Raw genomic sequence first — 22176 nt, 5'->3', positions numbered from 1 at the left:
TTTGCAACGCATTTGTTTTGAACAAATTAATCATCAAATCATCACATAATAGCACTAAGATCCACAATTTATGAACACCCTCGCTATTGTTCCGATACTGGGAAAAACCCCGCTCGGGCACGCTAAAATTGACTCCCAAAAACCCTTAACCAGTCTTTTATTCAAGCGGCTTTATCTTTCCATCCGGCAACAATCGCCGTGGAAAGGTACGCTGGTAATGGACCTTACCAATAACCCCAACTCAAAGGACAGCAAAACCCAGGACGATTTCAGAACCTACCTGGCCGCGAAGGAATCGCTGTCCGAAATGCAGATCACCCACAAGCAGGCATTCGCCCAGCTTTATGCCCGTTGGCTGTCCGAGCTGGGCCGCCAACCCGACCGCCTGCGTATTATTTACGACAAAGACGAGGGATTCATTGAATATCCGGTCAAGCTGGTGATGCAGGGAAAAGAAAAAGTGGTCATCCAGGTTCAATAGCGCCGTTCAACGTCATTCTCCATCAGGCCCCGGCTGCATGCAACGCGTCTGCGTCGGGCGGGGTTTTTAATGCACTTCTACCCGCATTCCGAACTGGGCCGCCAGGTTTGCCGCCAGATAAGGGCTGCCCATCTCCCATCCTCTGGTTTTGCCATTGAGTGCTACATAGGCCGAAAGCCCCTTGCCGATGGCATGGAACAGCCTGGCGCGGACTGCTCCGCCCGTCAGATGTTCCTGTTTCAAAAACGATTCGGGCTGTTGCCAGCCTTGCAGCGTGAGGTCGGCGCACCATTTATCGGCGAGGCGGTGGTTGGCCACGCCCAATTCAATCCCGTAATATCTGTGGTCGTGGTTATCGTAGCGATATGCGCCGAATAACAGATCGCGATTGCCGACCTGCACGGGTAAGATCAGCGAAATGCTATTGCCAAAATGGGTAGGCGCGTACTGCGTGAAGAAGCTGAAAGCAACGCCCCGCCCCAATCGTATCCTGTTGATCATCAATATTGCAGGATTAAGGTAGTTGAGCAGTGAGAGCTTTTTTTGCCTGAGCAGAAAGGCCTGGGTCTCCTTACTCAACTCCGAAAACCCTACCCGTCTGTTGACACCCTCCCCGCCTTTGAATCTGGTCCGCTCGGTAAATGCGGTTTCCGGACTGAACATATCATAAGCCCAGGCTGTCAGGTCAGCGCCGGCAAAATCACGCTCCGTTTCCAGCGGGTTTTCGAATGTCGGCGACCATACTTTGGCCGAATCGCTCCCGGGGCTGGTTGAAAACCGGAAATAGTTGTGCACATACCAGGCATTGTAGAGCACCAATGCCCCTTTGGGCAACTTCCGCTTTTTGTAAAAATCCTCCACTACAATGCGCTTATTAAGCAGTACTTCCGATTGCACGCCGGCGGTGTACGCATAAAGCAGCGCGTTCGGGTTCGTTTGCTTCAAAGCTGACAATGCGGCATCGGTAATCCCGTAAACCGTCCCGTCCCACCGGTTTGGAAACCAGTTGCCGTTTTTGGAGGCGATTCTGTTCACGCCCAGCACCGTCCGGTGAAACTCCTCGTGCGCCCATTCCCCAAGCGGGATAGGCAGTTCGCTCGCAAAACGCGAAAAGCCGAGCGTCATGCCGTATTTGAGAATACCATTCCAGATCCTTTTTCCGGGAGACTTCGGGCGCACGATGGCATCGCTCAGGGCGTTTATTCCCCAGAATGAAAGCTCGTACATCCCCCTGGCATATTCGAGGGACTGGTCCATCGACACGTAGCGCTGCGAGAGGTCGGTGAGCTGCGGATAGTCCACCAGCGGGACGGTAAGCCGGAGCTTGTACTGCAAGGTGTCCTGCGCCTGCGCGGGCAAATGCGCGGCCAGCAGCGCCAGTGACGCCGCAATTAAAACTTTGATTTTCATGGCTGATTTATGGTGATTGGGTAAAAATTTACTTGGCAAGTAATGCATCGGCCGGGTCGCGGCCTGAGAGCAGGTCCTCTCGCGAGGGACTCAGGGTGATATCGGGTATAATGCCGCGGGAGATACCGGATTCGGGCCTAACGGCCATGTAGTAACCCGCAAGCGGAATACCGAGGTCCAGCCCGGTAGCAGGCAGTTTGTAAATTGCGAACGTGCCGCTGTTGTCGCCCTGATAGGCCCCGCCCGACTCTTCACCTATGAACATGCCCCGGTTTTCGTTGCGCGCGACGGCCAGAAACTCCGATGTAACAGAATAGCTCAGTCCATCCAGCAGGAATGTAACATTTCCGGTATAAGCCTGCCGGCGAGGGCGGTGCATGCCGAGGTTCTGGTGCTTTCTGAACAACAACCGGCCTTGAGCGTCTTTCCGGATAAACCATCTGGCCAGCCCGATAAACCGCGGCAGGTAGACATTCCCCCTATTCGGAACATCCCTTTTACGTTTCACTTTCACTTCAATGCGATCGTAATACCGGAAGTCGTTTCGGGCAATGTGCGCATACAAATGTTTTCCTAACCCATCGTTTCCGCCTTCATTGCCCCTGACGTCAATGACCAGCCGCTGCACCTTGCGGCTGCCGATCTGCACAAATGCCGAATCCAGAAACCGCCGGAAGTACTTGTCGCCCTGCTGCGGGTAGAACGTCGCAATCCGAAGTTTCGCCACGGTATCGGAAGGAAAACTGAGGTGATTATAACTGATCAGATAAGAGGCATTCCGGTTCAGCTCGTGCCAGGCGTCGGTGCTGATGCCCGCCATCCCGACGGTCGTTTCCTCCCCTTGCTCATCGGCCAGCACGATCGTAAACCGCTCACGGCCCGACTGAATGAAATCGGCGTACCAGGCGCTGAAATACTGCTGGATTTGCGCATCGGCGGAAGTTTGTACGTGCGCATCCACAAACAACTGGGCACGTAATGCATGCAGAACTGAATCGATCGGTTGCCCGTTAATGCGTTTCACATATTTCCCCACAGCCTCCGGGTGCTGCGAACGTATCACCAGCGTTTGTCCGCTGTTGTCAAATCGCACGATTATGGGGATGAGATTATCGGTAAAAAAATAGAATGGAAATCCTTTCATGGGCGGAAAAAACTTGGTGTGCCCGCAACGGATTTTCGTCAGGACCGGATTCACCATCCTGAAAAAAGAAATGAAGGAGGTCGAGTCACTGCTGGCTATTACGTTTCTCACCGAATCGAGCGCATGCAGGACTTCCTCACGCGGCCCGAAGCGTCCAAAGCCGGGGTGAAGGGTTACCACCGCAGCGCGAACCATTTCCAGGTCGGACAGCAGGGCGTGGGAAGGATATTTTCTATCGGGCAAAGATTGTGCACCGGTTGCTAAGTATATAGCCAGTTGCAGGAATGCAGTGAGTAGTGTACGAAGTTTCATTTTAAAATTTTCCGCAATTTTGGCTAAAAACGGGGTGTACATCGTCTTTCCCGACAAGTTCATACCTCTTTAATATCCCTGTCTAGCGCATTTACCTTCCTGTTTTGATCACTGCGATACTTCTTTCAGGCATTATTCAAGGCGGGTTTCTGGCCCTTATGTTGTTGCGAAAACCGTCCAATCAGGTCGCCAACAGAATCCTTGCTGCACTCATCCTGGTGCTGATGAGCCACCTTTTCCTGATCTGCCTGGACGTCAAAGACCTGTTTCTCCTATATCCGCATTTCAGCAGGCTGTCATGGCTGTTGCCGCTTCTATATGGCCCGCTGATCCTGCTGCTGACCCAATGCATTACCGATCCCGATTTCACGCTAAACCGCCGTCAATGGCTATTGCTATTGCCTTTTGCGGTATACTTCCTCGTTTTACTCCCTTATTTCTCCTTACCGCCGGTGGATAAGCTGGCCTACCTTTCCGATGCCCGGCTTGTCGCGCAACAGGATTTTGGCTGGATGAACACGCTCACCAACTACCTGCACGTGGGTTTCGTCGTGGGTGCATTGGCGACGTTCTACCGCAACCTCCGCAAACGTACCGACCATTTTTCGAACAGCGAGCTGATCGACGTCCACTGGCTGAAAGAATTTCTCTGGATCGTGCTGTCGGTCATGCTCTTTTCCGTGGCCACATTTTACGGCCGGAAGTACCAGCTCGCCTACCTCGAGAGCATTTACCCGGCGCATTTCCTGCTGGTGGTGGTGCTGGTCTACTGGATCGCATTCAAGCTGCTTCACGAACAAACTGCCCTGACGCCCGTTCCTGCGCCGCCGCAGGCGCATCCCGCACAGGAGGCGGAACCCGCGATCAAGTATGCGAAAAGCAGCCTTACCGATGCGCTCAGCGACGACATCGCCCGACGAATCACAACCCTGATGCACTCCGAAAAACCTTACCTCGATAATAATCTAACGCTCGTAGAGCTGGCGGCGCGCCTGGATATCCCCCGGCATCAGCTTTCACAGGTAATAAATACGGCATTTGGCGTTAATTTTTTCGAATTTGTCAATCAGTACCGGTTACAGGAATTCAAAAGCCAGGCGCTTGATCCCTCCAACCAGCATTTATCGCTGCTGGGTATCGCGCTGGAATGCGGTTTCAACTCCAAGGCGACCTTCAACCAGGCATTCAAAAAGCTGGAAGGAACCACGCCGTCCGATTTCGTAAGGAAGAGCCGGGAAAGTGTATTGAAATAACCATCAGCGAGACGTCATGCAATCACAGCTCATTCTTCAAAACCTGGCCGATTCCATCCAGCTTGACCCAGTCGAAATAGATCTTTTCCTGTCGCTGTTGCAAGCGCAAAAACTCCGCAGAAGGGAATATCTCTTGCAGGCTGGCGAGGTGTGCAGGTACCAGTCCTTCGTAGTCTCCGGCTGTTTGAAGGTCTCTTACCTGGATCCCGCCGGTTCGGAGCACGTGGTGAAATTTGCGCCCGAAAACTGGTGGGCGGTCGACCTGGAAAGTTTTGCCCTCCAATCCGGCGCTTTTTATTCTATCCAGGCGGTTGAGGATACAGAGATACTGAAAATCAGCCGGACAAACATGGATCTGCTATTGGATCGTGTTCCCAGATTCGAGAAGTTCAACCGGCTTATGTACCAAACAGCGTACATCGCTTTGCAGCGCAGGCTTACCCAAAACCTCGCCAGCAAGGCCGACGAGCGTTACCAGCAATTTCAATTAAAATACCCCGGCCTGCAAAACCGGATCGCCCAGAAAGACATTGCCTCGTATCTCGGAGTTACTCCCGAATTCCTCAGTTCGATGCGCCGTCGTGAAATGCGTGTGCATTTTTAACACAACGCATTTCTTAATCTACCTTAAGAGTTTACGCTTTTTTCGGGCCTTGCTTTGTGAAACTAAATTCAACAATGAATGGATCAAAGCATTGCTTACACAAACACCGACTGGTCGGGCCTTTTGCTGCGCCTGACACTTGCACTGGTCATGTTCCCCCACGGCGCCCAAAAAATGCTGGGAATTTTCGGCGGATATGGATTCAAGGCAACGATGAGCTTCTTTACGGAATCCATGAAACTACCGTCGCCCATCGCATTCCTCGTAATTGTCATCGAGTTTGTCGGGCCAATAAGCCTTCTTCTCGGCTTAGGCACAAGGCTCTGGGCGACGGCACTCACGGTCGTCATGATCGGGGCCGTCTGGACGACGAGCGGCCAACACGGTTTCTTTATGAATTGGTATGGGAACCAGGCCGGGGAAGGTTTTGAATACCATTTGCTGGTCATTGGCCTCTGCCTGTCCCTGCTGATCTCGGGCGGCGGACAATATGTGCTCGACCGGCTATTCTGAACGAACGTCGTTCGCAGCGATTTGACCCAACGATTGGAGGATAGCAGCGAAAAATTGTCTGATATCCTCCACCAGCAAGTCGGGGACTTCCATAGCCGGAAAATGGCATCCGCTTTCGTAAAAAGACCACCTGTCCGGCTCGCCCAGAAAGGACGTCAATTTTTTCAGCAGGCTTTCGTCTTCTTTTTTACCAAAACAAGCCATCGCGGACGGCACCTTCGGAGGTGCCCACTGACTGGCTTCCTGTGCGCCGTCACCGCCCCAATCGAATGCCATGCTCATGTTTTCAGACAGGATGGCCGCGCTCGACGCACCCAACTGATTGAACCAGTATAAGGAAACATTGGTCAGCATGAGATCCAATCCAATGGCGTCTTCCGGAAGGTCTTTATCGCTGTCGGTCCATTCCTTATACTTTTCGACCATCCACGCAAGCTGCGCTACCGGGCTGTCCGACAAGGCAATGCCGATCGTGTCAGGTCTGGTCGCCTGAATGTCCAGGTAGGCCGTACCGTCTTTTTTATAGCGCTTCATGCGTTCGAGCCCCGTTTTTTCCGCGTCCGTGAACGCCGAATCATCCGCAGGGAACATGCCTAACCCGGCAACCGCAAAAAAGTCTGAATTGATGTGCGTTCCTATGAGGTTATACGCAGCCACACCCGACATGATCCCCGCGATGCCGGCACCCATATCGCCGCCATGCACCGCGAATTTCTCGTAACCGAGCCTGTTCATCAAAGTGGTGAACGTCTCCGCGATCTTGAACATATTATAACCCTTCGTTTTGACAGGTATCGAAAACCCAAAACCGGGAATCGAGGGAATAACGAGGTCGAATGCAATCTGACCGGGATCCTGCGGATTCGATAGCGGCTCGATGATCCGGGTAAAATCGGCGAAGGATCCCGGCCAGCCGTGGATGAGCATTAATGGAACGGCATTGGCCCTGGCAGACCTGATATGCAGATAGTGGATGTTCTGCCCTTCGATTTCGGTCATGAAATGCGGGTACCGGTTCAATTCCGCTTCCTGTTTCTCCCAGTTGAACTGGTGCTGCCAATAATCGGCAATCTGTTTCAGGTAATCGACCGGAACACCTTTTTCCCATCCGGTTTGAATAGCCGGGGCGGCCCAGCGGGCATTGGCGAGTCTTTGTTTGAGGTAATCGACTTCCTGTCCGGAAATCTGAATTTGGAATGGCTGCATGGTTTTCGAATTTTGAATGTGAAATTGATAACATGACAAAATTCGGCACCGCGCGTCCGGCAGACGATAACAATTGTTAATAAACGCTACGCCGGTTCCGGATCCGGCTCAACGACACGGAGGTAACACCCAGGAAAGAGGCGATGTAATGCTGCGACACCCTTTGCAATATTTGCGGATATTGTTCCAGCAGCTCGCGGTACCGCTCCTCGGGGCTGTTTTTAATCCTGGAAAGAAACAGTTTTTCGACGTATAGCAATCGCTGGTGCGTTTGCTCTTCCATCGCCTCGCGGATCAGCGGGGAGGCATCGATAATCTCGGAGTAGTCCTTTTTGGTAAGGGTATGAAGCACACAGGGTTCGAGGGTTTCGATCGCATACAGGCTTGGCTGGCTGTACCGGAAGCTTTCGGCCGAAGAAACACCCTCTCCTTCAAAGAAAAACTGGAAAGTAATGTCTTTGCCATCTTTATTGAACGAAAGCCTCAGGCAGCCCTTCTCGATAAAATAGACTTTTCTGGCAACCTCTCCCTCTTCGAGCAACACGGTTTTTGCCGGAATTTCCTCCCTCCTGAACAGGTGACCGAATTTAGCCCACTCAGCCTGAATGTTTTGCTCCATGAATTCCTGATTTTCCGGGTTAACGCTTGCCGGTCGCGTCCCCTATAAAGAGAATATCCCGATATCTGATTTCCGCGAGGGCATTCAGTTTCCACCTGACCAGCTGCTTTCGCCAGCCCGTCGCCTTGTCAAGCTCATTTCCATATTCGTCCATTACCCGTTTTTTGATCGCCTCGCGGAGACCACTCCGCTGAGCGGGACGCGGATTTACGAAAAAACCATTGTTATCGGGAAGCATATTGATCCGTATTTCGATTTACATTGTGTAAGATACGTTTTTACAAGTAATATTACAGCTTCCTCCCCTTTTATGGGATCGATAAACCGCATCTAGCTTCATGGACCAAAAGACAATACGAATCAAAGACATTGCACTTAAAGCTAAAGTATCCCCCGGCACGGTGGACCGCGTCATTCATAACCGGGGAAAAGTGGCGGAAAAAGTCAGGATCCGCATTCAGAAAATCATCGACGAAAGCAACTACGAACCCAACCTGATGGCGCGTGCGCTCGGTTCGAAAAAGCAGTACCGGTTTGCAGCCCTGATTCCGGACCATCAGATCGATTCGTATTGGCTGGCCCCCAAAACCGGCATTGAAAAAGCGGCCGGTGAACTGAAACAATTCGGCGTTTCGGTGCGTCAATTCATTTTCAATCCCTACGATGCGAAGGATTTTGTCAAAAAAGCGGAAGAGCTGACGGCCACACACCCTGAGGGTATATTTCTGTCGCCGATCTTTTACCACGAGGTACTCCCATTTCTCGCACAATGGCACGACAGCTCGGTCCCGTTTGTGCTCTTCAACACCGAGATATCCGACCACGGGCCATTGAGCTACATCGGGCAGGATTCGTACCAGAGCGGGAAGCTGGCTGGGAAACTCATGCATTATGGCCAATCGGAACCATGCTCGATCCTGATCGTGCACATCGACGAGAAAATTGACAATGCGGCCCACTTGCTCAAAAAAGAGGAAGGTTTGCGGGACTATTTCGGACAGCAGCGGGGCGGTTTCAGCATTACGACGATCGAACTCGACAGCTCCGATCCCGAAAGTTTCAATAATAGGCTCGGCGAAGCCGTGAACGGCATCGCCGACCTGCGGCATATTTTCGTGACGACTTCTAAAGCGCACCTGGTCGCCGCGGAGCTCGAACGGAGGCAATTGGGCGATATCCGCATTATCGGCTATGACCTGGTGCCTGCCAACCTGCATTACCTCGAAAAAGGCAGCATCGGTTTCCTGATCAACCAGAACCCGGAACGGCAGGGCTACCTGGGTATCCGGCAGCTGGCAGACTTCCTGGTGTTCCGCAAGGCAGTTGCCAAAACGAAGTTCCTGCCGCTGGACATCATCACGCTTGAAAACCTGCGATACTACCTCGAAGAGGACGTCATGAACACTGCAGAAAAGCTCGTCTGACCGGCCGACAGCATGAGCGACCGGGCCATTTGTAACCGATAATTGCAGTAACGTAGATCAGCAAAATTAAAATTTTACAAAAGTGTGTACGCACACACTTTTATTTGGTAGTTTCGTATTTATGAAACTGACCCTACCGCTTCTTTTCATCTACCTGGTCTCGTTCGGACCGGCCACTGCACAGGAACTTCCTTACGTTTCCGGCAGCAATTCATGGAATCCCGACTCCCTGGGAAACGTCCGTGCCGTGATCGACGTGAAGCAGAAAGGCGCCGCTGCCGCGAGGGCCAGGATCGACTGGCGCCGCCGCGACCGGCATACCGACAGTGAGGTGATTGTGGTAGACAGCTCGACCAATCGCCGGGTTTTGAATGTAAAAACGGACCATATCAGCCGCGAATCAGGTGAGGTCACTTTCGAACCGGAATCGGGCGCAGGTACCTATTATATTTATTATTTGCCTTACAAAGTCCAGGGGCGAACCAATTACCCAACAGCCAATTACCTGAAAAGGAGCAACACAGCCTCTGCGACGTGGTTAAGCAGCCTCAAAAATGCGATACTGGCGAAAGTCCGGCATATTGAAGCGGTCAATGGAATGAGCAGCTCCTACCCGATGGAAGTGATCGCAAAATCGGGTGAAATCAAAAAACTGCTGGCGGCAAATGCCTCCCGAAAATACCTCGTGTTTCCCGAAGACCGGATGCACCCGATCCGCATGACGGACGATCTGCCGCAGCGCTGGATCAAGAAAGGTGCCAACCGCGCATTCCACGACGAAGCGCAACCCGGTGAAAACTTTGCTTTTCAGCTTGGCGTATATCCAACATCGTTATCGCTGAATAATGTCCGTATTCGCTTTTCTGATTTAAAGCAGGGCAGCCTGGCCATTATTCCTGCCAAAGCATTCTCCTGCCTGAACACCGACGGTACCGGCTGGGATGCGCAACCGGTTAAAAAGCAGGTATCCGTCGCCAAAGGTAAAGTACAGGCGCTCTGGTGCCTGGCCGACATCCCCGCGAACATCCCTGCGGGCGCCTACACGGGCAAGGTTTACGTTACGGCCTCCAATGCCCCTGAAACGGCTATTGATATCACCCTGCAAATCGGTGGACCGGTGCTGGCCGACAAGGGGATCTGCGAGCCGCAAAAGCAAACCCGGCTGGCATGGCTGAATTCGACCATGGCGCAACAGAACGAGGTAATCAGCCCTTACCTGCCCTTGCAGCGGCAAGGCAATGCGGTTTCGCTTTTGGGCCGGAGGTTTACCGTCGGCGGCAATGGATTGCCCGAGCGCATTGAAACCTATTTTACACCGGAAATGACCGGCCTCTCCACCACGCCGAAAGATGTGTTGAAGGCGCCCTTCCGGTTTGTGGCTACGGCCAAAGGCGGAAGCATTGAAAAATGGACAGACGGGGGCGTACGCTTTACCGAACAAGCACCGGGAACGGTGGCCTGGGCGGCTTCGGGCAGGTCCGCACACCTGCGTATGGACGTAAAGGGGCACATTGAGTTTGACGGTTTTGTGGCCTATGATATCCAGGTGACGGCCCTGTCGGACACGGAACTGGACGACATTTACATGGATATTCCCATGAGTCCCGATGCCGCCCGTTACATGATGGGTCTCAACCTGAAAGGTGGCAAACGCCCCGCCTCCTACGACTGGAAATGGGAAGTGGCTACCAAAAACCAGGACGGCGCGTGGATTGGCGATGTCAATGCCGGGCTCAACTTCTCCCTGCGCGACGAGCATTACGTACGCCCGCTGAATACCAATTTCTACCTTCAAAAGCCCCTTCTGCTGCCCACTTCATGGGGTAACGCCAACAAAGGAGGCATCCGGATCTCGGAAACCGACGGCCAGGTATTGGTCCGGAATTACAGCGGCGCCCGAACCATGAAAAAAGGGGAAAGCCTGCATTATAATTTCACCCTGCTCATTACACCATTCCACGCGTTGGACACCGATGCCCAATGGAAAACACGGTTTTATCACCGTTACAACGACCCGGACTCGATCAGGGCGAAAGGTGCGACAATCGTCAATATCCACCACGCGACGCCCATTAACCCTTATATCAACTACCCTTTCATCGAACACAAGGCGATGAAGGCGTATATCGACAAGGCTCATCGGGATGGTTTGCAGGTGAAGATCTACAACACAGTGCGCGAGCTGTCCAACAGCGCGTACGAGCTATTTCCCCTGCGCAGCCTCGGGCATGAGATCTTCTCGCCGGGCAAAGGACTGGGTTATGCATGGTTGCAGGAGCATTTGGGCGACGATTACATTGCCGCCTGGTATGTCCCTGAAATCAAGGATGCCGCGGTGGTCAATTCGGGTATGAGCCGCTGGCATAACTACTATGTGGAAGGCATGAACTGGCTGACGCAAAACGTGGGGATCGACGGTATTTACCTCGACGACGTAGCTTTCGACCGCACCACCATGAAGCGCGTCAAGCGTGTGCTCACCCGCGACGGTCATCCTGGCTATATCGACCTGCATTCAGCCAACCAGTACAACAAAAACGACGGGTTCAACAACAGCGCGAACCTGTACATGGAGCATTTCCCCTACCTGAACCGCCTCTGGTTCGGAGAATATTTTGATTATGAACAAAATAACCCCGATTTCTTCATGACCGAAGTTTCCGGCATCCCCTTTGGCCTCATGGGCGAAATGCTCGAAAACGGCGGTAATCCGTGGAGAGGGCTCATTTACGGCATGACCAACCGTATGCCCTGGAAAGAAGGCAGCGACGCGCGCGCGATCTGGAAAGTGTGGGACGCGTTCGGGATGCAGGGAAGCAAAATGCTGGGCTACTGGACCGATGCCAACCCGGTTAAAACCGACCATGCGAAAGTGCTCACTACGAGCTATGTGCAGGATAAGCGGGCGCTTGTCTCTATCGCGAGCTGGGCAGAAGCCGACACCAGTTTTCACCTGAATATCGATTGGAAAAAGCTGGGCATCGACCCGCAGAAAGCTCAGATTACCGCGCCGGAGATTGTCAACTTCCAATCGGCCGCCAATTTCACTGCTGCACAGTCTATTCCGGTTACAAAAGGCCGCGGATGGTTACTGATTATATCGGAAAAACCGTAATCAGTAAAATGAAGTATTTCAGTTTCATTTTCCAGTAAAATTTTCTTTCAAATTGATAAAATGCAGGAATTTTAATTTTAGAGTGTGTGCGCACACATTTTGTTTTCTACATTTGTTTCAACTGATATTTCACTCTGAATGAGCGCGTTTGACAGGAGCTACCAACCGGTAGTCGTTCCCGTCCGGAAGAGCTTTTTATGTTAACCCCAAAAACCCAATTCCTATGAAGTTAAAGGCTATACTGAGTTTCATTTTCGTTGCCCTGCTGGCTGTCGGCAGCAGCTTCGGTCAATCCGGCGAGATCCGCGTGTCGGGTACGGTGACCGACGCCAAGGGGGCCGAAATACCCGGTGCCAACGTATCGCTGTCGGGCACTACCACGGGTGTGATTACAGACGCACAGGGCAAATTTGCCCTCGCCGTTCCCAATAGCCAGTCGGTGCTGCGCATTTCGTTTATCGGCTATAAAACCGCCGAGATTACCGTGGGCAACCAGACGGTCTTCAAGGTGACACTCGAAGAAGATTCCAAAACCCTCGATCAATTGGTGGTCGTAGGATATGGTACCCAGAAGAAAAAGGACCTGACCGGTGCGGTAAGCTCGATCGCCAGCGAAAGCCTCAACCTTGGCGGTGCCACTTCCAACGTGGCCCAGGCATTCCAGGGACGCGCGGCGGGTGTACAGGTGAGCCAGTCGAACTCGGCGCCCGGCGGTACCACCGTGGTGCGCATCCGGGGTGGTAACTCCATTTCATCCACCAACGAGCCTTTGTACGTGGTCGACGGCTTTCCTTCCGAAACGGGAAAGGACATTAACCCCAACGATATCGAAGACATCCAGATCCTGAAAGACGCTTCCGCAACCGCTATTTACGGTGCCCGTGGCGCCAACGGTGTTGTGATCATCACCACCAAAAGAGGAAAAGCAGGTAAGGCGCAGGTTGTTTTCGACAGCTATTACGGTGTGCAGAAAGTGAGCAGCAGCTACGAGAAAATGACCGGGTTGCAAGCGATGGAAATCACCAATGCAAAAAATGCCGAAAAGGGCCTGCCTGCATTGTACACGCCCAACGACCTGGCCAGCGGCATCAGCAACGACTGGTTCAAACTGGCTACCCGCAATGCGAGTGTACAGAGTTACAGCCTGACTGCCAGCGGTGGTAACGACGATACCCGCGTGGCATTATCACTCAATTATTTCAACCAGGACGGTGCATTGAAAAACACTGACTATGACCGTTATTCGGTACGCCTGAATGCCGACAAGCAGTTTGGCAAGCGCTTTAAAATGGGCGCCAACATTTATGGTGCGCATACCTTCTCGCGGTTCAAGAATTATGATGGGTCCATTGTTCCTTCCAACGTCATGTACGGTATCCTTTCGGCTTCGCCTGCGGTGCCAGCTTACAATGCGAACGGAAGTTTCGCCCGTTTCCAGGGCCGCGATAACCCGCTGGCCTGGCTGCTCGCTCCTACCAACGATAAATTCGGCAACAAACTTAATATCAATGCATTTGCCGAATACATGATCACCGACGAACTTACATTCAAGGTCAATGCCGGAACGGAATACAACGGTTTCAAAGAAGGTACTTACCTCCCCCGCGACCTCGTGGACGGCGAAAAAGTAAAAGGCCGTGCTACCGTGAACGACAATGCGGCTTACCGGAACCTGGTAGAAGCTTATTTTACCTACATCAAAAACTTCGGCGACCACTCGATCAATGCGGTAGCCGGTGTGTCGACCCAGGATGATAAGACCGAAGAGCATTACTCGGCTGTTCAGAATTTCAGCTCGGATGTGTTTTTGTATAACAACCTGGGGGCAGGAACGGAACGCGTAACCTCCACCAGCTCGAAAATCAATACCAAGATCGCTTCGGCCTACGGCAGGATCAACTACGGCTTCAAGGACAAGTACCTGGCCACATTCACTATTCGTCGCGACGGTTCGTCACGCTTCGGGGAAAACAACCGTTACGGATATTTTCCGTCGGGCTCATTGGCTTGGCGTATCGGGGATGAGGAGTTTGTGAAAACCCTTAACCTGTTCTCCGACCTGAAAGTACGTGCCAGCTATGGTGTTACCGGTAACGACCGCATCGGGGATTATGCCTACATGACGACCTTCTCACCCGTGAACGTGACCCTCGACGGCGATAATTCGTACGGCGGTGTGGCAGCGACCCGCTTGCCCAACCCTGACCTGAAATGGGAAAGTACCGCACAGCTTGACCTCGGTGTGGACATGGCGTTCCTCGGCGGCCGCATTTCGGCGACATTCGATTACTACCACAAAAAGACCAACGACCTGCTGATGAATATCCCTATCGGCGACTGGCAGGGTTTCAGCAGCCAGATCGTGAACGCGGGTGCCATCCAGAACAAGGGAGTTGAACTTTCGCTCAATACGCAGAACATTTCCAAAGGCAGTTTCCGCTGGAAAACCGCATTGAACATTGCCTATAACAAGCAAAAGATCCTCGACCTCGGCGGGCGTCCTTACATTATCACTACCACTGCCAACCCGTACGGAGGCCGTGCGGTGGATTTCACCAAGCTGGAACCGGGCCGTGAGCTCAGCAGCTTCTTCGGGTACCAGTATGCAGGCGTGATCAAAACCGGCGAAAGTTATGCGCCGCAGCCCAATGCACCCGCAGGAAGCCCTAAATATGTGGACGTGAACGGCGACAATGTGATCAATGCCAACGACCGTACCTTCCTCGGCCACGCCAACCCGCATTATACTTTCGGAATCGGCAACGAGTTCAGATACAAGAACTTTGATTTGAATATCTTCATGCAGGGCGCATTGGATTACAGTCTGTACAATGCCAATGCGCTGATCCTCGAATCGGGCTTCGGCACCTCGGCGCTGAACCGCTGGACGCCTAACAACCAGAATACCGATATCCCGCAAGATGGCTATGCTACTACTTCCTACGGCGGCTACATCAACTCCCGCTTCATCGAGGACGCCTCTTACCTGCGCTGCAAAATGATCACGCTGGGCTACGAGCTACCGTTCGGTCAGGCGAGCAGGGTGAAAGTGCGGCTGTACGGCACGGTGCAAAACCTGTTCACCATCACCGGCTATACCGGAACTGACCCTGAGGTGAACACGAAGGCGGCCAACAGCGGCAGCTCGGCCAGCAGCATCAACCTTGCGTCGGGTCTGGATTACACCGCATTCCCGTCGTACCGTTCCTATACCCTTGGCTTAAAAATCAATTTCTAATAGCATCAAAATGAAATACATCTCAATTCTGTCACTGATGATGTTGTTCGTGACGGTTTCCTGCGAAAGCCTGATCGAACCGAAAGTTTACAGCATTCTCACCGACGCCAATGCATTCCAGTCGAAAGACGACGCCATTGCCGCCGTGAATGCCGCCTATTCCCGACTGAAACAACCCAGCGGGAGCAACGACTCATGGATGTATTACGCGGGTTTCCAGGTAACGATCACCGACCTGACTACCGACGCCGGCCATGCCAAATCGGGCGGCGATGTGGGGCTTATGTCCGACGCCAACTGGGGACCGAGCAATACTTACCTCGCCTATGCATGGCAGCACCAGTACAAGCTGGTTTCGGACGTGAACAATGCATTGTATTATATTCCAAAAATCAAAGCGCTGACCGCCGAGGAGCAGGCACAGTTCGCGGGCGAGCTGAAATTCCTCCGTGCGCTGGGGTATTATGACCTTACCAATGCATTTGGCCCGGTACCTTTGATGACCGAAGATTCCGTTGCGAAAAACATCCAGAACCCGGATTACGAAGCCAAAACGCCGGTTACCCAGGTAGCGGACATCAATGCGAAGATCATCAGCGACCTGGAATATGCCGCGCAGAACCTGCCTTTGAACTACACCAGCAGCAAAATTTACAAAACCAACGACGTAGGCCGTGCTACCAAAGGCTCAGCACTCGCGTTGCTTTGCAAGCTTTATATGCGTGAAAAAAACTGGCAGAAGGTGGTGGAGATCAGCCAGCAGATCACCGATCTGAAACAATACCAGCTATACCCCTCCTACTCTGAACTGTTTGCGGAAAGCAATAAATGGTGCTCCGAAAACATTTTCAGCGCATTGTCCAACAACCTCGTGGATGCCACCGAAATGATGAACCACTTCGGGCCGATCAACCACAAGGACGTGACCGACCGCTGGCAGTATTTCGGTATTCCGTGGCGGTTCTGGAATACGTTCGAGAAAAATGACGAGCGTCGTGAAATGTTCTTCTACGATTACATCGGTACCGACGGCCTCCGTTATGTGCAGCCACCGGCCGGGGCCGTAAACCCACCCGCGGGCTATTATTACCTGCCCGACGTCGCTACGAAGAAATATGCCGATCCGAAAGGCTCGACGACCTACCTCGACGGCCACGTGTTCCCGATTATCCGTTATGCCGACATCCTGCTGAGCCGCGCCGAAGCACTGAACGAGCTCACCGGCCCGAATGCGGAAAGTATCCAGCTGATCAACCAGGTAAAGGCACGCTCGAAAGCCACATTGCTGGGCGCCGCAGGCACATTCACCAAGGAAACCCTGCGCGACGCGATCCTGCAAGAGCGCGGATGGGAGTTCTTCTTCGAATGCAAACGCCGCGAAGACCTGATCCGGATGGACAAATACCAGAGCGTGGTGAACACTTACCTGAGCGCCATCGGCAAAACCCCTCGTATCGATATTAACAAACACAGATATTTCCCGTACCCACAGGCACAGGTAGACATTAATCCTAACCTTTCGAATACCGGCAGATAACCGTCGGGCAAGCATGCAGACAGGCAGTACGCACTTTCGCGTATTGCCTTCTGCCATTTTCGGGGCCGGTTTTGAATTATATTTACCAATCCATTACATCCATTTCCTATGCAACGTATCCTCCTCGAATTCGTACTCCTGATCACCGGTCTGACGTTCGTTGGCTGCAACGGTACGGGCATCGAAACAATCAGCCTCAGCGCGCCTGGCAGGAACACGCTGAAAGTGAGGATAGATATAAAAACTACCGACCCGTGTGCGGTCCGCATCGAGTATTGGCAAAAGGCCGACTCGCTGCACAAGTTCACTACCTTGTCGTCGCCCGTCGGTACCGGCCATGCATTGGTACTGACCAACCTGCGGCCCAAAACGCAATACCTTTACCATATTATTTCTTCCGACGGCGGTAAGGAAACCACCAGCAAAGTTTATGACTTCCGCACGTCGGGCTATCCGATGTGGATCCAGGATTTTTTCCAGACCATTGCACCCGATTCGGCCATTGTGCCCGACGCATTCAAAAAAGGCTTTATTCTTTTCTCACGCCGCGAAACACCGGGGATCATTTTCCTCCTCGATCACAAAGGCGATATCCGCTGGTACCATCAGGTGAATGGGACCGGCTTTAAAACCACACACTTCACACGCAACAAAACTATCCTGTCCATTCTCGGGACAGAAGAATACCCTACCAGCTACGGCAACGAGATTCTGGAAGTATCCCTCACAGGTGACACACTGCTACACCTGAAAAAGGGCGAGAACGATTTCAAGGAAACGATCCACCACGAGATCATCCTCAACGACCGCAGCCAGGTCGTGACATTGAATGTGCAGACGCGCATCATGGACCTTAGTTCCGTGGGCGGCACCAAGCAGGATACGGTCAAAAGCGACGGCATTTTGGTACTCGACCGTAAGGGCAGAAAAGTATGGGGCTGGTCGGTATTCGACGCACTCGACCCGCTGAAAGACCCCAGGATCCTGCAAGAGAAAAAAGACTGGATGCATGCCAATAGCGTGAGCTTCGACCGCGACGGCAATTACCTGATGTCGTTTTACAACAACGGGCAAATCTGGAAGATCGATTCAAAAACCGGTAAAGTCCTCTGGAAATTCGGCCGGGGCGGTGATTTCAAAATGCCTGCCGACGGCGTTTTCGACCAGGGCCATGCCGTGCACCGCAATGCAGAAGGCGACTTGATGCTGTTCGACAACGGTACCAGCAAGGAAACGACCCGTACACTCACATTCAGCCTCGACGAATCAGCCAAAATATCCGTTTTGAAACACCATATTACATTACCGAAGGAGTTTTACACCGCACGCATGGGCAGCGCCTACCTCGTGGGCTCCGATGCCGTACTGCATTGCAGCTCGAAGACCAACAGCATCGTCCTCACCAACCTTGACGGACGTTTCCTGTGGGCGCTCAAAAGCAGGATCATGCCCTACCGCGCCGAATTTGTTCCACAAGAGCGGGTTGCCCCCTACCTCGTAAACTGACGTGCAATGCAACCGGTACCCGCCTATCTTTTCCTGACCTTTCTGAAAATCGGTGCTACGTCGTGGGGCGGCTTTATGTCGCTGATCTCGATGATCCAGAAAAGGGTCGTCGAAAAGGACCGTATGCTCGACAATGCAAAGGTTATGGAAGGGATTTCGCTCGCATCGGTGCTGCCGGGACCAATGGCCGTCAATGTGGTTTCCTACGTGGGTTACCAGCTCGGCGGGTGGAGGGGCGCATTCATCAGCGTCGCCGCGGTGGTCCTGCCTTCCTTCGTGTTAATGCTCGCCCTTTCGCATTTCTACTTTCAATATGGCGATGTACCGGCTATGAGCCATTTCTTTGCCGGAATATTGCCTGCCGTCGCTGCTATTATCGCCAGCGTGGCGATTAGCATGGGCCGTAAAAACATTTCGGATATTCCGCAGATGCTTATTGCGATCGTTTCGGCCATGGCTGTTTTTGTTTCAAAGTCCTATTTCTCAACGCTGGCCATTCTCCTGGCGAGTGCGGTAATGGGCTATTTGATTTATTTCAAAAAAACTGATTCCCCTGCCGTACCTGAGCCTGCGCGAGGAGACTTTAAAATATCCTATCCATTGGTTGCAGTCGCGGTCCTGCTCACCGTACTAATTGCCTGGCCGCAAAGCAACCCGCTTGCCGCATTGCACCGGACTATCCTGCTGACGTTCTCGGGCATGAGCCTTACCCAATTTGGCGGCGGTTACGTGATCATCCCCGCCATGCAGAAGGTCATCGTGGATGGCCATCACTGGCTTTCCGACCGTTCATTTGCCGACGCCATTGCGATGGGACAGGTTACGCCCGGGCCGATTTTTATCAGTGCAACATTCATCGGTTATAAACTCGCCGGCTTCTGGGGTGCATTGAACGCCACCATCGCCATTTTCACCCCCACGGCCATTCTAACCGTCATAACTGCCCGTTTTTTCAATAGGATCAACCAATCGGAAGTGGTCATTACGGTATTTAAAGGTTTGAGACCGGCTATTATCGGGATGATCATTTCGGCCGGCGTTTCCATTTTGTGGGGCGATGGCATCACCGTATTTTCTGCGGCCGTATTTGCAGCCGCGCTTGGCGCAACGATTTATTTCAAAACCGATCCGGCATTAGTAGTGCCGGCAGCCGGCATTCTTGGATTACTTATCTTGTAAGTTATGGCATTTACCCCAGTTCAAATCATCGGCACCCAGCGAAGCGGCTCCAATTTGCTGCGCCTTATGCTCAACCAGCTGCCCGAGGTATCGGCCCCGCATCCGCCGCATATCCTGGAAAGGCTCATGCCATTGCTGCCTGTCTACGGCGACCTGGCTGTCGAAAGCCAGTTCGACGAACTGATTGAAGACGTATGTACGCTGGTGGAAACTAACCCGGTGCCCTGGACGGGCGTTGTGCTCGGTCGCGCGGCTGTCCGGCAACGGTGCGAGGTACCTACCCTGCCCGAAATCGCCAAAGCGGTGTATGAACTGAAAGCACAGGCCGATGGCGCGCGTATCTGGACGTGTAAAAGCATGGCCAATATCCATTATGCCGCTGAACTCGAACAATACAGCACGCCGCCCCGCTACATCCACCTTTTCCGTGATGGCCGGGATGTAGCGCTTTCTTTCAAGAAGGCCATTGTAGGCGAAAAACACAGCTATCACCTGGCCCAGCAATGGAAGAGCGAGCAGGAGGCATCCATCGCATTGTATGAAAACCTCGGCCCTGGGCGCGTGCTCCGTGTGCGTTACGAGGATTTGCTGAAAGACCCGGAAACCGAACTCAAACGCATTTGTTCGTTCATCGGAGCTCAGTATTCGGAAATGGCATTGGCGTACCACGAGTCCGCCGAGTCGCGGGAAACCGCCAATTCAGGATTGATGTGGCAGAATGTGGTCAAACCTGTCCTGACCGACAACTACCGTAAGTTCCTGACCGGGCTTTCGGAAGCGGACATCCGCATTTTCGAGCGCGTAGCAGGCGATACCCTCGAAAAACTGGGTTACGAACTCGTTTATCAAAAAGACGGCACGCCATTTTCAACGGAGGAAATCGAGGATTTCTCGCAGATCAACCAGGAGTTGAAAAAAGAATTCAGGAGCAAACTGAGGCCGGAAGACCTTGAAAAAAGACGCCCGCAGGAACAACTCCTGAAAGCAATTGCCGGCCGGCTACCTCTTATTCCCCATTGTTAATGATGCAAATAGACATTCAAATACTACCCGCCATAGCACGTGAAGCCGGAAATGCGATTATGGGCATCTACAACGATCCGGCCCAAGCCGGCGAGGTCGAGCGCAAAGCTGACGACTCGCCGCTCACGCTTGCCGACAAGGCTTCGCACGAGGTGATCGTGGCCGCATTGGCCAGACATTTCCCCGGCATACCCGTTCTCTCTGAAGAAGGCCGCAACATTCCTTTCGAAGAAAGAAAAAACTGGCATACCTACTGGTGCGTAGACCCGCTCGACGGTACGAAGGAATTTGTGAAGCGAAATGGCGAGTTCACAGTCAACATCGCCCTCATACGCGACCGCAAGCCCGTAATGGGCGTCATACACGTGCCCGTAACGGGAGTGACCTACTACGCAGACCAGGCGGGCGGGGCCTGGAAAACCGACGCCGCGGGTAATGCTGTCAGGCTTCAGACGAGCCGTGCCGATGTCGGCTGGACAGCGGTAGGCAGCCGCTCACACGGGAGCCCGGAGGAAGCCGCGGTACTGGCCCGATACCCTGTCACGAATCAGATTTCGGTAGGGAGTTCCATCAAGTTCTGCATCATTGCAGAGGGCCTCGCGCACATATATTTCCGCCAGGGACCGACCATGGAATGGGACACCGCCGCCGGACAAGCCATTCTCGAATGCAGCGGAGGCAAAATGACCAATGCATTGGGCGAGCCGTTTTTGTACAACAAAGAATCACTTCTGAATGGCAGTTTTCTGTGCCTGTGCCAATGAAAACGCATCAAAAAGGAGTAGTAATTTGGCTGCTGGGGCACTCGGGCGCTGGTAAAAGCACCCTGGCACAAATGGTTGCCCGCCGCCTGGAGGCCGACGGTTACCGTACGCTCTCGCTCGACGGTGACGTGGTACGGGCCGGTATGAACAGCGACCTGGGCTTTTCCGATGCCGATCGCCTTGAAAATATCCGGCGCGTGGCGGAGCTTTGCAAAATACTGCTCGTAAAAGACCTCATAGTGATTTGTTCCTTCATTACGCCCATGCAATCGCACCGGGACCTGCTGCGGAAAACCCTCGGTGACCGTTACCTCGAAGTATACCTGGAATGCCCGATAGCCATTTGCGAGCAGCGCGACGTGAAAGGGCTCTACCGAAAGGCCCGCAACCATGAAATCGAAAACTTTACCGGCATCGGCTCCGGTTTCGAAGTGCCGACGCAGCCGGATCTCACGATACCAACGGCGCTATGGCAGGCCGACGATTGCGCCGAGGCGGTGTACCGGCTGACAATCGGTGCGATGCCAGGTTACGGCATTTGATTTTCCCACCCTCATACAACCATCCCCTAACGGACAAGGTACGGGCGGAAATAATCTATCGGGCCTGTATGTCGCTCCGTATGTGCACCACCTCTTTTACCACAGCGAAACCTATTTCGGCGAAGGGAAAAGCAAACGTCATCCGGGGCTCGGAGCCAGCGCTGGCTTCCAGCAGGTTATGTTTGGCAGTGCATTCATAGACATTTCTGCGGGGCTAAGCCGTAACCTATTGGAAATCAATAAGAATTCACGACGTTATCTGGGTTATTTCCGCATGGGCTTCGGGCTTGTATTATAGGTCAATGG

At 53.0% G+C, this 22176-nt stretch carries 19 protein-coding genes; 14 read left to right on the top strand and 5 right to left on the bottom strand.

The genetic code is table 11. The features are described from left to right. Nucleotides 1-70 precede the first annotated feature (70 nt). Nucleotides 71-481 (top strand): hypothetical protein, encoded by a 411-nt coding sequence (locus AC2YIT_RS24640; RefSeq protein ID WP_430846889.1) that lies wholly within the window; start codon nucleotides 71-73, stop codon nucleotides 479-481. Between the two features lie 66 nt (nucleotides 482-547). Here AC2YIT_RS24640 and AC2YIT_RS24635 read toward each other — a convergent pair whose 3' ends face one another. Together AC2YIT_RS24635 and AC2YIT_RS24630 are read right to left on the bottom strand one after the other, a co-directional pair. After that, nucleotides 548-1891 carry a hypothetical protein gene (locus tag AC2YIT_RS24635; protein ID WP_487280937.1) on the bottom strand — a complete coding sequence of 448 codons (1344 nt, stop codon included), beginning with the start codon at nucleotides 1889-1891 and terminating at the stop codon, nucleotides 548-550. 28 nt (nucleotides 1892-1919) lie between these two features. Then, nucleotides 1920-3347: a S41 family peptidase gene (locus AC2YIT_RS24630; protein WP_487280936.1), complete on the bottom strand. Its 1428-nt coding sequence runs from the start codon at nucleotides 3345-3347 to the stop codon at nucleotides 1920-1922. A gap of 104 nt (nucleotides 3348-3451) precedes the next feature. On the opposite strand from AC2YIT_RS24630, the gene AC2YIT_RS24625 reads away from it, so the two are divergent. From AC2YIT_RS24625 to AC2YIT_RS24615, 3 genes are all read left to right on the top strand, one after another. Then, nucleotides 3452-4600: a helix-turn-helix domain-containing protein gene (locus AC2YIT_RS24625; protein WP_487280935.1), complete on the top strand. Its 1149-nt coding sequence runs from the start codon at nucleotides 3452-3454 to the stop codon at nucleotides 4598-4600. A gap of 16 nt (nucleotides 4601-4616) precedes the next feature. Further along, the gene (locus AC2YIT_RS24620) at nucleotides 4617-5204 is read left to right on the top strand and encodes a Crp/Fnr family transcriptional regulator (RefSeq protein ID WP_430846881.1); all 588 of its coding nucleotides are present in this window, start codon (nucleotides 4617-4619) and stop codon (nucleotides 5202-5204) included. Nucleotides 5205-5282: 78 nt separating this feature from the next. Continuing rightward, nucleotides 5283-5717, top strand: a complete 435-nt coding sequence (locus AC2YIT_RS24615; protein WP_487280934.1) for a DoxX family protein — start codon at nucleotides 5283-5285, stop codon at nucleotides 5715-5717. On the opposite strand, the gene AC2YIT_RS24610 is transcribed toward AC2YIT_RS24615, so the two are convergent. The 3 genes from AC2YIT_RS24610 to AC2YIT_RS24600 all read right to left on the bottom strand — a co-directional run bounded on the left by AC2YIT_RS24610 (nucleotide 5709) and on the right by AC2YIT_RS24600 (nucleotide 7780). Further along, on the bottom strand, nucleotides 5709-6923 hold the full coding sequence (locus AC2YIT_RS24610) for an epoxide hydrolase family protein (protein WP_487280933.1): 1215 nt from the start codon (nucleotides 6921-6923) through the stop codon (nucleotides 5709-5711). The two genes, AC2YIT_RS24615 and AC2YIT_RS24610, sit on opposite strands and share 9 nt — an antisense overlap. Nucleotides 6924-6999: 76 nt before the next feature. Then, a complete protein-coding gene (locus AC2YIT_RS24605; protein ID WP_487280932.1) occupies nucleotides 7000-7542 on the bottom strand; it encodes a Crp/Fnr family transcriptional regulator in 543 nt (180 codons plus the stop codon). A gap of 19 nt (nucleotides 7543-7561) precedes the next feature. Continuing rightward, nucleotides 7562-7780 carry a hypothetical protein gene (locus AC2YIT_RS24600; protein WP_430846873.1) on the bottom strand — a complete coding sequence of 73 codons (219 nt, stop codon included), beginning with the start codon at nucleotides 7778-7780 and terminating at the stop codon, nucleotides 7562-7564. A 100-nt stretch (nucleotides 7781-7880) separates the two neighbouring features. Here AC2YIT_RS24600 and AC2YIT_RS24595 point away from each other — a divergent pair, with 100 nt between their 5' ends. From AC2YIT_RS24595 to AC2YIT_RS24550, 10 genes are all read left to right on the top strand, one after another. Then, nucleotides 7881-8966 (top strand): substrate-binding domain-containing protein, encoded by a 1086-nt coding sequence (locus tag AC2YIT_RS24595; RefSeq protein WP_487280931.1) that lies wholly within the window; start codon nucleotides 7881-7883, stop codon nucleotides 8964-8966. A 121-nt stretch (nucleotides 8967-9087) separates the two neighbouring features. After that, nucleotides 9088-12081, top strand: a complete 2994-nt coding sequence (locus AC2YIT_RS24590; protein WP_487280930.1) for a glycoside hydrolase domain-containing protein — start codon at nucleotides 9088-9090, stop codon at nucleotides 12079-12081. 223 nt (nucleotides 12082-12304) lie between these two features. Further along, nucleotides 12305-15319 (top strand): SusC/RagA family TonB-linked outer membrane protein, encoded by a 3015-nt coding sequence (locus tag AC2YIT_RS24585; protein ID WP_487280929.1) that lies wholly within the window; start codon nucleotides 12305-12307, stop codon nucleotides 15317-15319. Between the two features lie 10 nt (nucleotides 15320-15329). After that, a complete protein-coding gene (locus AC2YIT_RS24580) occupies nucleotides 15330-16856 on the top strand; it encodes a RagB/SusD family nutrient uptake outer membrane protein (RefSeq protein ID WP_430846865.1) in 1527 nt (508 codons plus the stop codon). A gap of 108 nt (nucleotides 16857-16964) precedes the next feature. Beyond that, the gene (locus tag AC2YIT_RS24575) at nucleotides 16965-18362 is read left to right on the top strand and encodes an aryl-sulfate sulfotransferase (protein WP_487280928.1); all 1398 of its coding nucleotides are present in this window, start codon (nucleotides 16965-16967) and stop codon (nucleotides 18360-18362) included. 6 nt (nucleotides 18363-18368) lie between these two features. Continuing rightward, complete coding sequence (gene chrA, locus AC2YIT_RS24570) at nucleotides 18369-19541, top strand: chromate efflux transporter (protein WP_487280927.1); 1173 nt, start codon at nucleotides 18369-18371, stop codon at nucleotides 19539-19541. 3 nt (nucleotides 19542-19544) lie between these two features. After that, entirely contained in the window at nucleotides 19545-20564 is a 1020-nt protein-coding gene (locus tag AC2YIT_RS24565) for a sulfotransferase family protein (RefSeq protein WP_487280926.1), read from the top strand. Further along, nucleotides 20564-21328 (top strand): 3'(2'),5'-bisphosphate nucleotidase CysQ, encoded by a 765-nt coding sequence (gene cysQ, locus AC2YIT_RS24560; RefSeq protein ID WP_487280925.1) that lies wholly within the window; start codon nucleotides 20564-20566, stop codon nucleotides 21326-21328. The genes AC2YIT_RS24565 and cysQ overlap by 1 nt, the downstream gene beginning before the upstream one ends. Continuing rightward, the gene (cysC, locus tag AC2YIT_RS24555; protein WP_487280924.1) at nucleotides 21325-21870 is read left to right on the top strand and encodes an adenylyl-sulfate kinase; all 546 of its coding nucleotides are present in this window, start codon (nucleotides 21325-21327) and stop codon (nucleotides 21868-21870) included. The genes cysQ and cysC overlap by 4 nt, the downstream gene beginning before the upstream one ends. Next, nucleotides 21845-22168, top strand: coding sequence for a hypothetical protein (locus AC2YIT_RS24550; protein WP_487280923.1), 324 nt, complete (start codon nucleotides 21845-21847; stop codon nucleotides 22166-22168). The genes cysC and AC2YIT_RS24550 overlap by 26 nt, the downstream gene beginning before the upstream one ends. Nucleotides 22169-22176: the final 8 nt, after the last annotated feature.

The organism is Dyadobacter sp. SRI_021 (genome assembly GCF_057586235.1).
Note: the sequence above shows the minus strand (reverse complement) of the source record. Positions and strands in the feature narration are given on the sequence as shown.